Source organism: Variovorax sp. P4_B10 (assembly GCF_056402375.1).
In genome coordinates, this window is sequence record NZ_JBFUHN010000042.1 from 1 (window position 1) to 17968 (window position 17968).

Below are 17968 nucleotides of genomic sequence, written 5' to 3' on the forward strand. Positions count from 1 at the left end.
CCGCTCAGGCGTCGGGTGACTCCAGGCCAGCGTCGCGGGCAGGCGCAGGCCGCTCCATCGCTCCAGGCGGCTGCGCAGCTCGAGTGCCATCAGGCTGTCGAGCCCGAGCGTGCGCAGCGGCTCGTCCCAACGCACCCGTGCGGCGTCGATGCGAACCACTGCAGCGATCTCGTCCACCAGGCGTGCCATCAGCACGGCACGCCGCGGCTGGCCGGGAGCGGCCGCACGCAGCGCATCGGCCAGCCCTCGCCCGGCCTCCTTCGGGGGGATGCGCCGGCTTGCACCGGCGCCTTCGGCGAGGAAAGGACGCGCCGCGGATTCGGGATAGTGCTCGGCCCAGACGCGAAGATCGAGCCGCATGACGGCGCTCGCGCCCCCCGGCCCGGCCAGCACCCGCGCCAGCGCCCGGAAGCAGGTGGCCGGCGCCATGCTGGGCAGCCCGCGCGCACCGAGCCGCTCGCCGCGTCGCGGRTCGGCAGCGGCCAGCCCCACCTGGGCCCAGGGCCCCCAGGCAACAGCATGCGCGGGAAGTCCGGCGGCGACGCGCAGGCCGGCCAACGCATCCACCGCCGCGTTGGCGGCCGCATAGTTCGCCTGGCCCGGCGTGCCCAGCATCCCGGCCGCCGAGGAGAACAACACGAAGTGCTGCAGCCGATCGGCGATGGTCAGGCGGTGGAGATGCCAGGCGCCGGCCCACTTGGCACCGAGCACGGTCGTCATGCGCTCGGGGGTCTGCGCGCCCATCACCGCGTCATCGATCACAGCCGCCGCATGGAAGATGCCGCGCAGCGGTGCCTGGCGCCGCACCTCGTCGAGCGCGCGGGACAGCGCATCGGCGTCGGCGACGTCCACCGCGAGCACCTTCACCACCACGCCGCGCCCGGTGAGCCGCGCCAGCGCCGCATGGGCCGCCGGTCCCGGCGCGCCGCGGCCGAACAGGGCAATGCACCGGGCGCCCCATTCGGCGAGTTGCTCGACCAGCCGCAACCCGACACCGCCGAGCCCGCCCGTCACGACATAGGCGCCCGAACCCTCCAGGCTCGGCGCCGCGGCCGGGCCGGCGTCCCTGGCGCGGCGAACCAACCGCGCCGCCAGCCGCCGGCCTTCGCGCAACGCGACATGGTCCTCGTCGCCACCGATGAGCAGGTGCTGCGCAAGCCAGCGCCCCTCCATGACCTGTGGCGCGGCCGCCAGATCGACGAGGCGCAGGGCCACCGGCACCTGCTCCGTGGCAGCCACGCGCAAGAAGCCGCGCAGCGCGCCCTGCCCGCACGCGGCGGCGCCCGGGCGCCCGGCGCGGAGCTCGGAAGCCACGACCTCGGCGCCACGGGTGACCAGCCAGAGTGCAGGCCCTTCGCCGTCGCTCACCAGCGCGGCCACCCGCTGCGTCAGGCGCAGCGCGGCGCTCGCCTGCCACGCCTGCGCGGCCATCGGATCGCTCGACCGGTCGTCCACCGCCGCCCGTCCGGCGAGATAGACGAGGTCGCTGCAGTCCGCGAGCGTGGCCGCCGTCAGGGCCGCGTCGATGGACTGGGGTGTATCCAGCCGCACCACCGCGACGCTGGCCCCGGCTGCGGTCAGTGCCTGGCGCAACGCCTCCGCCAGACCGTCCGCCACACCCGGGCCGCCTTCCAGCAGCAACCAGCGGCCGCGGCCGGCCGGCGCCGGCGCCTCCGGCAGCGCCACCCATGCGATGTCATGGAGCTCGGCGTCGGGCTCGGACTCGGCGCCCGCCACCGGCAGCACGGCTCGCCCGCAGGGTTCGCGCGTCCAGCCGAGGATGGGCAGGCGAACCGCCGGCCGCTGCGCGTAGAGAGCCTTGGCATCGGCGATGCCACCCACGCTGTGGATGCGCGCCAGCGCGTCCAGCAATGCCTGCGGCTCCGGATCGTCGCGTCGCAGCAGGCCGATCGCGGTCCCTGTCGTGCCCAGGCAATCGTGCAGCGCAGGCCCCAGCACGGGATGCGCGCTCACCTCGATGAAAAGACCGTGGCCGTCTTCGGCCAGCCGTTGCACCGTCTCCGCAAAACGCACGGGGGCACGCACATTGCGACACCAGTAGCCGGCATCGAGCGCTTGCCCATCGACCGGGCCGGCCGTCAGGGTCGAATAGAAGCGCACGCCCGCCCTCAGTGGCGCTGCCACCAGGCCGGCCAACTCGGCCGCCAGCGGCCCCAGCAACGCATCCGTCTGCGGACTGTGGCTGGCCACATCGACCTTGACCGTGCGACAGAAGACACCGCGGGCCTCGAAGCCGGCGCGCAAGGAGTCCAGGGCGGCCGTTTCGCCGGAGAGCACGGTCGTGCGGGGTCCGTTGATCACGGCCACCGTCACGGCATCGCGCCACGGCGCCAGCGCGGCCTCCGCGTCCGCAGCGGACAGCTCGACCAGCAGCATGCCGCCGCGTCCTGCAATGGTCTTCAGCAGTCGACTGCGATGAACGATGACGCGGGCGGCATCCCCTGGGCTCAGCGCTCCGGCGACACACGCCGCCGCCACCTCGCCCATGCTGTGACCGACCACGGCATCGATGCGCACGCCATGTGCCCGCAGCCAGGTGGCCAGCGCCACCTGCACCGCGAAGCTCAGGGGCTGGACCACGTCGATGCGATCGAAGCGGTCGGCGGCCCGCAGTTCGTCGACCAGCGGGCGTTCGGTCACGGCTTCCGCCGCCTGGCTGATGGCCAGGAAGGCATCGCGAAACACCGCGTCCTCGGCGAGCAGCCGGCGCCCCATGCCGGGCCATTGCCCGCCCTGGCCGGAGAAAACCAGCACGGTGCGCCCCGCCACGGCGGGGGCGGCTCCCGTCGCCACGCCGTCGGTCACCGTGTCGCTGCCACACCAGGCCGACAAGCGCCGGGCCAGCTCGGCGGTGCTCGCGCCGCGCACCACCAGCCGGTGCCGCCGGTGGTCTCGGCCATGCCATGCCGCGCGACACAGCGCCGCGATGTCGACCTCGGCATCCGCCAGCCATGCGGCGGTGCGCCTGGCGAGCGCGCCGAGCGCATCGGCACTTGCGGCCGACAAGGGCAGCAGATGCCCGGCCGTGCCGCACGCATCGCCCGCGGGCTCCCGCGCCGATGTCATCGATGCCACCGGCGCCGGGCCCAGCACCACATGGACGTTGCTGCCCGACCAGCCGAAGGCGCTGACGGCGGCGTGGGGGCTGGCATCGGTCCAGCGCGCCGGTGCCCCGGGCACGGTCAGTCCGGTGCCGAGGTCGATGTGCGGATTGAGGCTGCGGAAATGCGCAACGCCCGGGATCTCGCGGCGCTCGATGGCCAGCACCGCGCGGATGAGTCCTGCCACGCCGGCCGCGGCCTCCGTGTGGCCGATGTTGCCCTTGACCGAGCCGAGCGCGCAGGGTGTCCTGCGTCCGACGCCGTAGACACGCGCCAGGGCGTCCGTCTCCACCGGATCGCCCAGCGGCGTGCCGGTGCCGTGGCACTCCACATAGCCGACATCCGCCGCCGCAATGCGGGCCTCCGCGAGCGCCGCCTCGATCACGGCCTGCTGGGCGCGGCCGTTGGGGGCCGTGATGCCGTTGGTGGCGCCGTCCTGGTTCATGGCGCTGCCGCGAATCACCGCGCGAATCGGATCGCCGTCGGCCAGTGCGTCCGCCAGGCGCTTGAGCACCACCACGCCGCAGCCCTCGGACCTGACGAAACCGTCCGCGCGGGCATCGAAGGGCTTGCAGCGGCCATCCGGCGCCATCATGCCCATGCGCTCGGTGATCATGCCGAACAGCGGCGACAGGATCAGGTTCACGCCCGCCGCCAGTGCCAGGTCGGACTCGCGGCGGCGCAGGCTCGCGCACGCCAGGTGCACGGCGGCCAGGGACGACGCACAGGCAGCGTCGACGGTCAGGGCCGGCCCCTTCAGGTCGAGCTGGTAGGCCAGCCGCGCCGCCGCGATGGCATGCGAGGTGCCAGTGCCCAGGTAGCTGTCCAGTCCCTCGGGCCGGTCCAGGCGCACGTGGAGTTGCGAGAAATCGTCGTTGTAGAGACCGAGAAACAGGCCCGTCCGGCTGCCCGCCAAGCGACTCGCCGGAACCAGCGCGTCCTCCAGCCCTTCGTGGCACACCTCCAGCAGCAGCCGCTGACGGGGGTCCATGGAATGCACCTCGCGCGCGGCCAGGCCGAAGAATCCGCCGTCGAAGCCATCCACGTCGTCGAGGAAGCCGCCCAGCGGCAAGGCGTCGGGCTGCGGCATGCCCGCCAAGGCAGCCCGGCGCGCCGCCGGATACGGGCCGATGGCGTCCTGCCCGTCGCGCGTGCTGTCCCAGAACGCATCGGGCGTGTGGGCGCCGCCGGGGTAGCGGCAACCGATGCCGATCACCGCCACCGGCTCGGTGGCATCCGCTTCCAGTTCGGCCACGCGCGCGCGCAGCTGGCGGATCTCGGCCAGCGCACGGCGCATCAGCGCTTCGTGAGTCGGCGACTCGCTCATTCAGGCCCTCCCCAGCGAGGGAACCGCGTCCAGCGCGCGCTCCAGGAGCGTCGCCAGATCCTCGCCATCCTTCGGTTCGTCCGGCGCGGGCGCTGCCGCCAGCTGGGATGCCAGGTGGGCAGCGAGCTGGGCCGGGCTGGGGTAATTGAGGAAATCCGCCGGTCGAATGGCCAGGCCCAGCGCACGCTCCAGCCTGCGACGCAGGTCCATCAGCATCAGCGAATCGATGCCTGTGGCACGGAATGCCTTGCCGGGATCAAGCCGCTCCGAAGGCAAGCCGGCCACCGCTGCGACCTGACGGCGCACGATGGCATCGAGCTGCTCGCGCCAGTCCGCCAGGCCACGATCGAAGGCAAGGTTCGGCGTGACCTCGGCCACGGCCGGCGCCGACGAGGGACGCACCGGCGCCGTGCCCAGCAGGCGCGACAGCAACGGCGCGACGGCGGCATCCGGATGGGCGGCCGCCCAGGCCGCCCAGTCCACGGTCATCACGCCCAGCGCGGGATCGAAGGACCCGGCTGCTGCCGGGTCGCGCTGCGACGCGACGCACAGCAGTTGCGCCAGGCAATTCAATCCTTCGGCCACCTGGATCGGCCGCACGCCGGCCGGTGCCCAGTCGGCCCGGGCGGCCATGCCTGTCTCGGCCCAGAAGCCCCAGTTGACCAGGGTCACCGGCTTGCCGGCCCTGCGGCGCGCCGCCGCGAGGCCGTCGAGCGCCGCGTTGGCCGCCGCGTACGCGCCCAGTTCCGGCGAATCGATCAGCGATGAAAACGACGAGAACAGCACGAAGAAGTCGAGCGCCAGCTCGCTGGTGAGCTGGTCGAGCCACCACGCCCCATGCAGCTTGGCCCGGAAGACGGCATCGACCGCCACAGGATCCAGCCCCGACACCGGTGCCTGGTGAAGAACGCCGGCCGCATGCACGATGCCGCACAGCGGCGGCCGGTCGAGGGCCGAGCCTTGCAACCACGCCGAGAGCGCTGCACGATCCCCCACATCCACGGCGGACGTGGTCACGCTGACGCCGCGCGCCTCGAGTGCCATCACCGCATGCACCTGCTGGGCGACGGGGTCCTGTGCCGCCAGACCGGCCCACGCATCGCGGGGCGGCAATGCCGTGCGGCCCACCAGGTCGATGTGGCGGGCACCGCCATCGGCCAGCCAGCGCGCGATGCGCAAGCCGAGCCCGCCCAGCCCACCGGTCACCAGGTAGCGCCCGCCCGCCTTGGGCGCCCATCCGCCGCCCGGTGTCGGCATCGGGCGCCGGTCGAGCCGCGCCGCCAGGCGCTTGCCGGCGCGCAACGCAACCCGGGTTTCACCGTCATCGGCCAGGATCGCCTCGAGCAGCGCGGCAGCCTGGGCTTGCGCCGGCACATCGGGGTCGAGATCGACCAGCCCGCGCCACAGCGCAGGATGTTCTGCCGCGATGGCATTGCCGAGACCCCACAGCGGCGACTGCAGCGGCGCCAGCGCGTGCTGCCCGGCACCGGTCGATCGCGCCCCGCTGGTGACCACCGTCAGGTGCGCACCTGGAAGCACCGCCAGGCGCGCTGCCAGTGCGGCGACTTCGCTGAAGGCAATCACCGCCGCATCGGGATCCTGCGGCGCGATCGCCAGCGCGCGCAGGTCGATCACTTCGTGCTCGCCCGGCTCGCCTGGCACATCGCCCTGCACCATGCGCGCCGTGCCGCCCATGGTGCGGATGCGCGCCACCAAGGCCTGCGCCAGGCCGGCATCGGCCTCGGCACCGACCAGCAGCCAATGCCGGCCCCAGGCCTGCTCGGGCGGAGATGCGACGGGCTGCCAATCGACCCCATAGAGGCCCACCGCCAGCTCCGGCGCGCGGGCCTGCGGCAGGTCGGGCCAGAAGCGGGTCCGCTGCCACGGATAGGGCGCCATCGGCGTCCAGCGCCCGCCATCCGGATAGATGGCGCGCCATTCCACCGGCACGCCCACCGCATGCAGGCGCCCCGCGGCAGCGAGCAGGCAACGCAGCTCCGGCTCGTCCCGCCGCAGCGTAGCAGCGACGAGGTCGCCGGCATGGCCGGCCCGGGCCAGGGTCTGTTCCAGAGATCCCGCGAGCGTGGGGTGYGCAGACAGCTCCACGAACACCGAGTCGCTGCCGGCGAGCGCCAGGACGGCCTCCTGGAAACGCACGGGGCTGCGGAGATTGGCCGACCAATAGCCGGCATCCGCTTCCGGCCCTGTCAACACGGCCCCGGTCACGGTGGACAGCATCGTGCGAGCAGCCGCACGCGGCAGCAGGCCCTGGAGCGCCTTCACCAGCGGGTCCAGCAAGACATCCACCTGCGGGCTGTGCGAGGCCACGCTGACGCGCACCATGCGCACGAACACGCCCTCGCGCTCGAGCGCGTGCGCCAGCGCCGTCACGGCGGCGTCGGTGCCGGCAACCACCGTGTCTTCCGGCCCGTTGTGCGCCGCCACGGTCAAGGCACCCATGGCCAGCGCATCCTTGGAGCGCAGGCGGGCGATGGCCTCCTCGGTGGCCTCGCTGCCCAGTCCGACCAGGGCCATGGCACCCGCTCCGCGCACCGCGCCCATCAATCGGCTGCGCGTGCAGATCACCAGCGCTGCGTCATCCAGCGAGAGAATACCTGCGGCATGGGCCGCCGCGACCTCGCCCATGGAGTGGCCGATGACCGCGTCCGCCACCACGCCCCATGCGGCAAGCTGGGCCGTCAACGCCACCTGCAGCGCAAACAGCGCTGGCTGAACGACGGCGATGTCGTCCTGGCGCGGATCGTCGGCTGGCAGGCCCTGCAGCGCCAGGACGCTCATGCCCCCCTGCCGCACGATGGCGGCGTCGCATTCGACGAGTGCGTTGCGGAACACCGGCTCCTGCAGGAGGCCCCGCCCCATGCCGGCCCATTGACCGCCCTGCCCGGAATAGACAAGCACGATCCGGCGCCGCGGCACCGCCTGCAGGCCGACGCCGTTCTCCAGCCACGCCTGTGCTGCCAACCGCAACTCAGCCGCATCGCCGGCCACCAGGGCGCTGCGCCAGCCGCGGTGCGTCGAACGGACTGCACGACTCCAGCCCAGCGACGCCACATTCCCCTCGAACCCGACCAGCGCCGCAACGCTGGCGCGCAACGCTGCCGGCGAATGCGCAGACAGCGGCAGCAACACCGGCCTTGGCATGCGCTGTGCGACGTGTCCCAGCAGCGCCAGGCGTGACAGCGATTCAGACAAGCTGTCCGCACCGGGACGGCCGCGCTCCAGCGTCGCCATCACCGCCACATGCGCACCGCCCGAATGGGCGATGGCGCGGCGCAGCAGGGGGTGCGAGCCCAGCTCCAGGAATGCCGAGGCACCGCCGTCCGCCAGCGTTCGCACGACATCGGCGAAACGCACCGGCGCGCGCAATGCCTCGCGCCAATAGGCAGCGTCGGGCTGCGCATCGGGCCGAATGGTGGAATGGAAGGGCACCGTGGGCGCGCGGACTTGCACCTCGCCGAGGCTCTCGGAGAAGGCATCGAGCTCTGCCTCGATCCACCGGCTGTGGTACGGCACCGGCACCGCCACGCGGACGGCGTCGACGCCGTCTTCTGCAGCGGCCGCCTCGGCCGCGTCGATTGTCTCGGTGGCGCCGGCGAGCACGGTCAACGAGGGCGCGTTGTGAGCGGCCACGTCGAGCACCAGGCTGCGGCGAAGGGCCCAGGCTTGCGAGGCCTCAGGCGCCAGCGCCATCTGCAGCATGCCGCCACGGCCGGCCAGCCGCTGCTCGGCGGCGGCACGACAGCACACCAGCCGACACCCGTCGGCAAGGTCGATCAGACCGGCGGCCACCGCCGCTGCCGCCTCGCCCGTGCTGTGGCCGAGCACCGCATCGGGCACGATGCCCCAGTGTTCGAACAACCGCCAGAGCCCGATCTGCACCGCGAACTGCAACGGTTGCGCGAACTCGGGATCGTCCGGTGCCGCGGGCGAGACGACCAGGGCGCCCAACACCGACCAGCCGAGCCGCGGCGCCATGAGCGCATCGCAGTCCTCCACCGCCCGGCGAAAGGCTGGCTCGCTGGCGAGCAGATCGCGCCCCATGCCCGGCCAGGCGCCGCCGCTGCCGTTGAAGACGAAGATCAGGGACGCTGGCGCCGCGGCCCCGGCCAGCCGGGAAATCGGGGGCACGGGGGACAAGGCAGCTCGAGGCATCGGGACGGACGCCGCGGCGGGGGCGGATCGGAGCACCACATGCGCGTTCGTTCCGCCGAAACCAAAGGCGCTGACGCCTGCAAGCCGGGTCGGCCGGCCTTGGGGCCAGTCACAGGCTCGGTCCACCAGCCGCAGGCCCCACACGGCAAACGGGATTGCGCAAGACGGCCGCTCGGCATGGACGGTGGCGGGGATGCGTCCCTGGCCCAACGCCAGCACCGTCTTGATCAGGCCGGCCATGCCTGCGGCGGCTTCCAGATGGCCGATCGTCGACTTCACGGAGCCGATCAGCAGCGGACGCCCGGACGCCCGGTCTCGCCCCATCACGGCGCCCAGCGCGCTCGCCTCGATCGGATCGCCCAGCGCCGTGCCGGTGCCGTGCGCCTCGACATAGTCGATGTCGGCCGGGGCAACACCCGCACGTTGGCAGGCCTGCGCCAGCACGGCGCGTTGCGCCACCGGGTTCGGGGCCGTCAGCCCATTGCTGGCACCGTCGCTGTTCACCGCACTGCCGCAGACCACCGCCAGGATCGGGTCGCCATCGGCCACGGCCTCATCGAGCCGCTTGAGTACGACGAAGCCGCCGCCCTCGCCCCGGACATAGCCGTTCGCGCCTTCGGCGAAGGGCCTGCAACATCCGTCCGGCGACAAGCCGCCGAACTTCGACATGGCGATCGTGCTCTCCGGCCCGCAGATCAGGTTCACGCCRCCGACCAGAGCGACGTCGCACTCTCCGGACGCCAGGCTTCCACATGCCAGATGCAGTGCCGTCAGCGCGGAGGAGCAGGCCGTGTTGACGGCAAGACTCGGCCCCTCCAGCCCCAGGGCGTAGGAGATCCGGCCGGCCATCACGCCGTGGTCCTGTCCGGTGGCGCTGTGCTGCCTGTACGCGGCAGGGTCGGGCGTGACGATGCGCGCGTAGTCAGACCACATCGCGCCAAGAAAGACGCCCGATCGGCTGCCGCGCAGCCCCTCCAGCGGCAGGCCTGCCGCCTCGCAAGCCTCGACGGCCAGCTCCAGCGCCAGGCGCTGCTGGGGGTCCATCTGCACCGCCTCGACCGGCGCAATGCCGAAGGCATCGGCATCGAAGCCGTCGATGGCGGGCAGGAAGCCTCCCCAGCGCGTGGTCATGCGGCCAGGCACCGTTCGATCGACGTCGAACAAGGCGGGGCCATCCCAACGGTCGGCCGGCACAGGGCCGATGGCACTGCGGCCCGCATCGAGCAGCGTGGCGAACGCCGCCACGGAAGGTGCACCGGGAAAACGGCATGCCATGCCGATAATCGCGACCGGCACTGCGCGAGACGCTGCGGCATCACGCCGGCCGGGTCGCGGATGCCTCACGCCGACGGGTGCGTACGCAAGAGGCGGAACGGGGGGATGTACGCCATCTTCCACCAGGCGGCGCGCCAAGGCGGAGATGGTCGGGCACTCCCACAAGAGGGTGGCGCGCAGGGCGCGGCCCAGGATGCGACCCACCTCTGCGACGATCGCCAACGCGTCCAGCGAATCGACGCCCAGGTCATGAAAACTCCGCTCGCAGTCGACCCCCTCGCCGGCCTGGCCGGTTCGGCGGGCCACCGCCTCCGACAACTGGCGTTCAAGTGCTTCGACCTGCCTTGCCAGCATCACTACGGACCATCCCTCACGGCGGCGCCAGATTGCAGACCGCCCGCCAATGCGACAAGGGGCGCGACCGGGTCTTGCGTCATCCATCCCGAGGCTTCGATCCATCGGAAGGTGGGGGCAAGATCAGCCGTCTCTCCCATGAAGATGGCCTTTTCCCGCAGACGCTCTATCGCCCCGCCAGGCGCGCCATGGGCCTTCGTCTGCAGCACCGCGTCTTCGGGCCACGGATTGAGACGAAAAAAGGCCGCCTCGCCGAGCAGCAGTGCGCACTGCTCCGTCACCAGTTCCATCGGTGCGGAGACCACCACGTCGGTGAACAAACCAGGGCTCCCGGGCTTGAACAGCCAATCCCCGTAGCCCCAGTCCAGATTCCCACCCTTGATGGCCGACGCCCCCATTCCGGTGCCTACGGACAACAGGCGGATGCCAGGCAACGCTTCGCCCACCGACATGTCGGCGCCACGCATTGCGTGCAACAGCAGGCAAAGGGCCGGATTGTTGGCGACCAGGCCGCCATCGACATAGCCCTGGTACACCGGGAAGGTCACGGGGAAGGCCCCTGTGCGCACTCCGACATCCACTGCCAGCACGTCACCGTCTTCCGGATCGACGGCGCTTCGGCTGTCGAACAGCTTGGGGCGCCATGCCCGCTGTCCGCCGGGCAAGGGCGCATTCAGTTGCACGGTCACCGCGACGACCCTGTGGGGCAAGTCCTTCAGGCGCAACGTACCCAGGCGGGAGGCCAGATAGTCCTTGAGAACGGTGTTGCCATAGACCGCTCGCTCACCGAGCAGCGCCCCCAATTCGCGCTGCCACGAGGATTGGTAGACCGGGACATCCCCGTTCCAGAGCGCGAAGGCATCGTCCAATCCATCGACCGGATCCTGATGGCTGCCCATCAGCAAGGCATTCATCCCACCCGCGGAGACGCCGCCGAGTGCATCTACCCGCCGCAGGAAGCCGGGGAACCGGGACTCGATCCGGCGCAGCAGCGTCAGCGTCATGAGGGACATGACCCCGCCGCCATCCATTGACAAAAATCGTCTCATGTACAGCCTCTGTCACAGGTTTTATGGACAGGACCAGACCGTTCGTTCACACGAACGAACCCGGCTCGCGCCTGCCGCGCGAGCGTTGGTCTCATCGGCGCCTCACCGCCGGAAGTCGAAGCGAAAGCCCTGACAGTCGGCCGAGCCCGCGGAAAGGCTCGAACGGCCAGAGCCGTCGGCTCTACTCGACGACGATCTTGCGATTCGTCGCCGGGCCGGCTTCCAGGGCACCCAGGCGCTTGGTGATCAGCTGCTGGTAGCCCACCAGAATCTCGGACTGCGCCTTCAGGTACTGCTTCTCGAGAATGGCGCGCGACTCGCCATCCAACAGCAGCGCACCATTGAGTCCGTTCACGAGGCTACCCAGCAGTTTGCGAAGGCCACCGGCTTCTTCATCCATTTCACTATTCATGGGACATCCTCCTAATCGGTCGGTTAAAAACGAAAAATGCAAGTCACACAAAGTAACGAGAAAGTTCAAAAACGCACCTGCAGCACCCCGTCGTTCATTCGCGCATTCGTCACTTCTTTGCCGAGCAACGAGCGCGGCAACGGGACGTGGCGTTTGAAGGTTCCAATTCGAATGATCAGGTCTTCCTGATTTTTCCGGATATCCAATTCGCACTTTTCTACAAATGGCAATTTGATGCTCAGCAAATAGCCATCATTTTCCTTGGCGAAGGAATATGGCGCGCCCTTGTGATAGAACTGTGCCGGATCCTCATCTCCAAAAAGTGCATTGCTCACGATCTGCAATTTCCCGACGCCAATTACCTCGTCATCAAAAAGCGGGAGAGAAACCGTCGGCACCGGATCGAAATACTCGCGAATATCCTGCGCATAAGCGGTCTGAGCCTTGACCCAGCGCGAGTAATAACCGTCCGGCGTCTCGGGCAGCAGGCGATTGATGATGATGCGGTCGATCGCCACCCCATACATGTTGAAGTACATGAAGGCGCGCTGGGTCTCGCGGATCACCATCTTTTCCGCCTGCGTGACCAGGCGAACACTCGTGGTGTTGACGTCGAGCAGCAGCTTGTCCACGCCGGTGATGCGCTCGAAAAGCTTCATCATCGCCTCGAAGTAGCGGTCGTCCGGCAACTTGTAGTCGGTGAAGCGCTTCGCGATTGGCCCTGCGAAACGCACGATGTTCCGATCGACCTTGAAGCGGCGGCGCACATACCACTCGATGGTCGAGGTGATGCTGACGAACCGCAGGCTTTCGCTCGTCGGCGGGCAGTCCAGAACAATGACGTCATACTTTCCCTCGGAGACGTATTTGTTCACGTACATCAGGGCAATGACGTCTTCCATGCCGGGAATCACCGCCACTTCATCGGCAATGACGTCGGTCAACCCGGACGACGTCATCAGCATGGCGAGATAGCGATAAATATCGCCCCAATGCTTCTCGATTTCGACCTGGACATCGATTTCCTGGACATCCAGATTTTCTGCGGCCCGGACAGGGTCGCCACCGTTGTGATCAAAAAGACCACGCGGCAGATCGAAACAATCGAACAAGCTGTGCGCAAGATCGAAGGAAACGACAATGGTGCGGTGCCCTTTTTGGGCTGCGGCGAGTCCGGTCGCCGCCGACACCGTGGTCTTTCCGACCCCGCCTTTGCCCGACATCAAAATAATACGTGGCACTCGAGTCCTTGTTGGTTCGACCGGAATCGATATTACACTGGACTCACTTGGTAACTTAAAGAATATTTTGCTTACGCAAAAGAGCCTAATCTCTAAGTATTCATGGAGCCAAAATGAGCGTGCCTTTTTTGAACTTCCGGGGAGATGAAAACGACAACGCGCCGTTGAATGGCACGCCTCGCCCGGCAATGGCATTCGACAGCCCGTGGGTGGTTCCATGGAGGCGATCGCCGGACGCAGAAGTCACGCTCGTCGCCTTCCCTTACGCCGGGGGTACGGCATCGATGGTGCGTCCGTGGCTGGACACGCTCCCAGCCTGGAGCGATCTGCTCGCGGTCCAGTACCCAGGACGCGAGACGCGCATCAGCGAAACCCCCATCGATCGAGCCGAATCGCTGGCCGATGCCATCGCCGCCGAACTCGGCCCACGGCTGCGCGGGCGCGTGTGCTTCTTCGGGCACTCCATGGGCGCCTTGATGGCCTTTCTGGTGGCGGGCCGACTGGCGACGCAGGGGTGGGCGCCTCCGGCGCATCTCATCGTGTCGGGGCGGCGGGCACCGCACCTCGCAGACCCCTTCGAGCCTGCGCACGACCTCCCACAGGCGCAGTTCCTGGCGCGCCTGCACCGGCTCGATGGCACGCCCGCGGCTGTGCTGGCGCACACAGAGTTGGTGGAGATCCTGATGCCGATGCTCCGCGCCGACTTCGCCGTCAATGAAACCTACCGCCACGCGCACGCGCCAGTGCCCTGCCCGGTCACGGCACTGGGCGGCACGCAGGATCCGATGGCGACGCCGGAAGAACTGAGCGCTTGGGCGATCCACGCACCGGCCGGTTTGAGCACGCATCTTTTCGACGGCAACCACTTCTTCGTACGCTCCGCGCAAGCTGCAGTGCTGGACCGGATTCACACCATCCTGGCCGCACTGAGGCCTACGGCCACACAGACTCACTGAGGTCATCATGTCGACTGTCCGTATCCTGGCGCTGGATGGTGGCCCACGTGGCCTGTTGATGAATTCCATGTTGCTGCGCCTCGAAGACCAACGACCTGGCCTGCTGGACAGCATCGACATCTTTGCCGGGACTTCCGCCGGCAGCATCTCAGCCGCATTCATCGCCGCAGGCTCGACGCCGCGCGCAGGGCTCATGCGGGCCATCGAGTTCTGGCGAGAGTGGCGCCCGTTCACGAAGCCGGGCCGCCGCAATCCACGGACATGGACCGCCCTGACCGGAATGAGTGCGTTCATGACCCACGACTCGATGCGAAAGAACCTGAAGGCGATGCTGGGCGATCTGCGCCTGAGCGACCTGCCCCGCAGCCTGGTCATCCCCAGCTTCTGCCTCGACAACGAAGTGGTCCTGCACCAGCGGCGCCAATGGTCGGTGCGGGTCTATCACAACCTGATGCTGGACATGCCGGGACACAACGATCCGCTGGCGGACATCTRCATGCGCTCCAGTTCGATACCGATGCTCCATCCTGTCTACCAGGGACACATCGATGGCGGCCTGTTCGCCAACAACCCCAGCCTGTGCGCGATGGTGACGGCGCTCGATTTCGCCGACACCACCTTGCCGCAGATCGAGGTGCTCTCTTTCGGCCAGGGCATCACCAGAACCTACATGCCGGTCAAGGGCGGCGATATCGGCTACAGCCGCTGGCTCCTCGACAAGGACAACCCCGTGGCGGTGATCAAGGTGGTCATGGAAAGCAACACGCAGGCGATCAACTACCAATGCGGGCGCCTGCTGGAGGATCGCTTCATCCGCTTTGACCCGACCCTGTCCACGGATGTCGAACCGGATCCCAAATTCCCGATTCAGGAATTCAACGACCGGCAGGAGTACATGGCCTCGCAGATCGAGTTGGACCAGGTACTCCATCGCTTCGACGCGCTGAACAGCCGCAACCCGTGAAATCGATCGCCTGTCCGATCCAGCCGGCCGCAAGAAGCCACCCCGTGCCGAGAAGACTCGACCGAGGTAGCGAATGACGCCGACGGATCCGGACGCCGAGGCAGACACCTACTTCGTCGGATTGACGCAGCAATCCTCGGCGGGCGGTCTTGCCCGCCTGGCAGGTGGCGCGACCGAGGTGCTGCCGGCTTCACGCGTGTACCCCTGCCGCTCCAGCTTTCTGGAGTTCGTACAGCCCATCGAGCAACGACTTGGCGCCGATCGGCATGTCAGAAGCATTGCCATTCAACCGGTCCTGGGGCGTTACGGAACGAGCCAGGAGCTGTCGGTCGGCCTCGAGATATCCGCCGAGGCCGGCTTCAACGCGGCCGCGTTCGTCGAAGCGGTGTTCCGACAGGCGCAGGCAGCCAAGCAACTCGACGCCTTCGTCGGACGAACGCTGTTGCCCGAGGAATGGACGGACAATGCGCGCCCTGGCCTGACCGTGCTGTTCAAGGAGCCACGCCGCATCGGCCAGCTCAGCGCGTTACGCAACGAAATCCTGAACTTCCCCGGCGACGGGTGGCCGATCGATGGCTTCATGACCATCCCCGCAGAAGGTGGACAGGTGGCCACCGTCAAGGGACTTCGCTACGTCTTTCTGCCCGAGATCAGCATCCGATGGGATCTCGCACTGCGCGCACGGTTGGCGGTGGATCCCGACGAGATGGAGATCATTCTCATCGATCAGGCGACAAAGATCGGCCGCCTTTGCAGATCGCTCATGCAGTCGCCGACCATCGAGAAAGCCTGGCTCAACTGGTTCGATGTCATCGTCGGCGGCATCGAGAACTTCGATGCCCTGATTGCCCGGCTGACCACCCACATGCCTGTTCAGACACCTGAAGAAACACTGATGACGCGCAAGCGCTTCTCCGAGATCCTTCATCTCGACAGCACCAGCGTGCTCGAGGAAAGGTTGTCCTTCGCCGCGGCCCACGATGCCAGAAGCGCCGATGAAACACTGAAGGCCTCTCGCAACAGACACGCCAGGATTCAGCGGGCAAGGGCTCTGTTCAAAACGGTCACCCATGATCGCCTCCACACCTGACCCCAGCGCCAGCCTCTTCGCTCGCTACAAGCGAATCATGTACAGCACCTTCGTTGCGGTGTTTGTCATGGCGTGCGCCCTGATCTATCTTCAATACACGCAGCGCCGGGACTACGAACTCGACATTCTTTCGCAACGCATGCGCGAACATGCCATCGCGCTCGACGCGATGCTCAAGAGCAGTACGGATGCCATCGGCGCCTTGCGCACGCAGGCGCGCACCTGGTATGCGACGCATCCCGAAGAGACCACGGCGTCACCGCTCCTGAATGCCGTGGTCGCGTCATCGTCCGAGGGGCGAGTCAACCTGAACACAGTGCCTGCGCCGTGGACAACCGCGGACTCCGGCAACCTGACAGGCAACGTATCAGCCTTGGACGCCTCGCTGCGCAAGGAGATGGACATGGCACTGAATCTCAACACGACATTCAAGGCCACCAAGCAGAACATCCCCGACGCGAGCTGGATCTACTACACGTCGAAGCGCCGTTTCATCCATATCTATCCCTGGGTCAGCTCCACGGACTTCACCTACGCAGACACCCTGCTCGAGAAGGAGTTCTACGCCGGCGTGACGCCCGAGCAGAACCCCGGGCACTCGATCCTTTGGACGACGGCCTATGTGGACGAAGCCGGCCAGGGCGCGATGGTCACGGCATCGACCGGCATCTACGAAGGGGACGCCTTTCGGGGCGCGGTCTCCCTGGACCTGGCCCTTGACCAGTTGGAGACTTTCGTCAATAGCTGGCAACTGCAGTTCGGCACGCTTTTCATCATCAACGACCACGGTCAGCTGCTTGGGCATCCGACCCTGATCAAGTCCAATGCGAAGGAAGTCCTGCCAGCCACTTTGGCCCTGCCCCCTGGGTTGCCGCTCGACGCCATCACGAGGGCCGAGAGTGGCAAGCCGCAGCAAGTCGGCAAGTACTACGTCCAGACCTTGCTCGTCAGCAACGCACCGTTCAGGCTGGTGCTGGTCGTGCCCGCCGCCGATCTGGTGGTTTCCGCACTCCAGAGCGGCATGCCTACCGTCGTGCTGCTGGTGGGCGGACTGGCGCTCATTTTCCTGCTGTCCAGCTGGCTGACAAGGCGCGAGGCCATAGTGCCGGCACAACAACTCGTGCGCTACATCGAGGACGAGAGCCGCGGCGCCGCACTTTCGATCCCGCGTGTGCCCGCCGCATGGCGGCCCTGGTTCGAGACGATCCGGCGGGTGTTCAATGCCAACAGCCAGCTGGCATCGATCCAGCAGGAGCTGGACGTCGCCCGGCGCATGCAGCAATCGATCGTGCCGACACGGTTTCCGAGCCGTCCCGACCTGAAGCTCTTTGCACGAATGATTCCGGCCAAGGAAGTCGGGGGCGACTTCTATGATTATTTCTGGCTCAGTGATACGCGCATCGGCATCGTGATCGCCGACGTGTCGGGCAAGGGCGTGCCCGCGGCCTTGTTCATGGCGGTCTCGCGAACCTTGTTGCGCGCGACCGCAACGGCCACCGCGACAGAAGCGGCCGGGCCGGGTGCGTGCCTGACACTGACCAATGACCTGCTCAGCCAGGAAAACGATGCAACGATGTTCGTCACCTTGTTCTACGGGATCATCAACCTGAAGACGAACGAGCTGAGTTACGCCAATGGCGGACACAATCCACCCCTCCTCATGGACCCGACCGGCGCGGTCAGGGTCCTGCCGCAGACGGGCGGGATGGCACTGGGCGTGATGGAGGGCATGCCCTACAGCGAGCACTCCGTCACACTCGAGCCGGGAAGCCTGCTGCTGCTCTACACCGATGGCGTCACCGAAGCATTCAATCCGGAGAACGAGGAGTTCTCGGAGGCGCGGCTCATCACGACGCTGGGCGAATGCGTCGATCTGCCGGTCGAGGACACGCTCGAGCGCATCGTCCTGGCAGTCACGACCTTTGCCAACAAGGCACCGCAGTCGGACGACATCACCTGCCTCGCCGTCCGCTACGACCTGCACCCCCCTCTGCTGGACGCGTAA

The 17968-nt window shown here is 68.0% G+C and carries 9 protein-coding genes; 4 read left to right on the forward strand and 5 right to left on the reverse strand.

The window, feature by feature from the left end; genetic code table 11:
• From AC1DXX_RS19635 to AC1DXX_RS19655, 5 genes are all read right to left on the reverse strand, one after another.
• A partial coding sequence (locus AC1DXX_RS19635; RefSeq protein WP_478135878.1) for a type I polyketide synthase occupies positions 1–4449 on the reverse strand: 4449 nt, incomplete at its 3' end.
• Positions 4450–10251: an SDR family NAD(P)-dependent oxidoreductase gene (locus tag AC1DXX_RS19640; protein ID WP_478135879.1), complete on the reverse strand. Its 5802-nt coding sequence runs from the start codon at positions 10249–10251 to the stop codon at positions 4450–4452.
• 2 nt (positions 10252–10253) lie between these two features.
• Positions 10254–11300 (reverse strand): patatin-like phospholipase family protein, encoded by a 1047-nt coding sequence (locus AC1DXX_RS19645; protein WP_478135880.1) that lies wholly within the window; start codon positions 11298–11300, stop codon positions 10254–10256.
• Between the two features lie 181 nt (positions 11301–11481).
• Positions 11482–11700: a hypothetical protein gene (locus AC1DXX_RS19650; RefSeq protein WP_478135881.1), complete on the reverse strand. Its 219-nt coding sequence runs from the start codon at positions 11698–11700 to the stop codon at positions 11482–11484.
• 77 nt (positions 11701–11777) lie between these two features.
• Complete coding sequence (locus tag AC1DXX_RS19655; protein ID WP_478135882.1) at positions 11778–12953, reverse strand: ArsA family ATPase; 1176 nt, start codon at positions 12951–12953, stop codon at positions 11778–11780.
• A gap of 113 nt (positions 12954–13066) precedes the next feature.
• Here AC1DXX_RS19655 and AC1DXX_RS19660 point away from each other — a divergent pair, with 113 nt between their 5' ends.
• The 4 genes from AC1DXX_RS19660 (at position 13067) to AC1DXX_RS19675 (ending at position 17968) form a co-directional block, all read left to right on the forward strand.
• Complete coding sequence (locus AC1DXX_RS19660) at positions 13067–13909, forward strand: thioesterase II family protein (protein WP_478135883.1); 843 nt, start codon at positions 13067–13069, stop codon at positions 13907–13909.
• Between the two features lie 7 nt (positions 13910–13916).
• Positions 13917–14873, forward strand: coding sequence for a patatin-like phospholipase family protein (locus AC1DXX_RS19665; RefSeq protein WP_478135884.1), 957 nt, complete (start codon positions 13917–13919; stop codon positions 14871–14873).
• A gap of 73 nt (positions 14874–14946) precedes the next feature.
• Entirely contained in the window at positions 14947–15963 is a 1017-nt protein-coding gene (locus AC1DXX_RS19670) for a hypothetical protein (RefSeq protein WP_478135885.1), read from the forward strand.
• The gene (locus tag AC1DXX_RS19675) at positions 15944–17968 is read left to right on the forward strand and encodes a SpoIIE family protein phosphatase (RefSeq protein WP_478135886.1); all 2025 of its coding nucleotides are present in this window, start codon (positions 15944–15946) and stop codon (positions 17966–17968) included. The genes AC1DXX_RS19670 and AC1DXX_RS19675 overlap by 20 nt, the downstream gene beginning before the upstream one ends.

Bases quoted from the DNA above. Each gene is read 5' to 3' on its own strand.
- AC1DXX_RS19645 (WP_478135880.1), bottom strand. From the start codon at position 11,300: ATGAGACGATTTTTGTCAATGGATGGCGGCGGGGTCATGTCCCTCATG.
- AC1DXX_RS19650 (WP_478135881.1), bottom strand. From the start codon at position 11,700: ATGGATGAAGAAGCCGGTGGCCTTCGCAAACTGCTGGGTAGCCTCGTG.
- AC1DXX_RS19660 (WP_478135883.1), top strand. From the start codon at position 13,067: ATGAGCGTGCCTTTTTTGAACTTCCGGGGAGATGAAAACGACAACGCG.
- AC1DXX_RS19670 (WP_478135885.1), top strand. From the start codon at position 14,947: ATGACGCCGACGGATCCGGACGCCGAGGCAGACACCTACTTCGTCGGA.
- AC1DXX_RS19675 (WP_478135886.1), top strand. From the start codon at position 15,944: ATGATCGCCTCCACACCTGACCCCAGCGCCAGCCTCTTCGCTCGCTAC.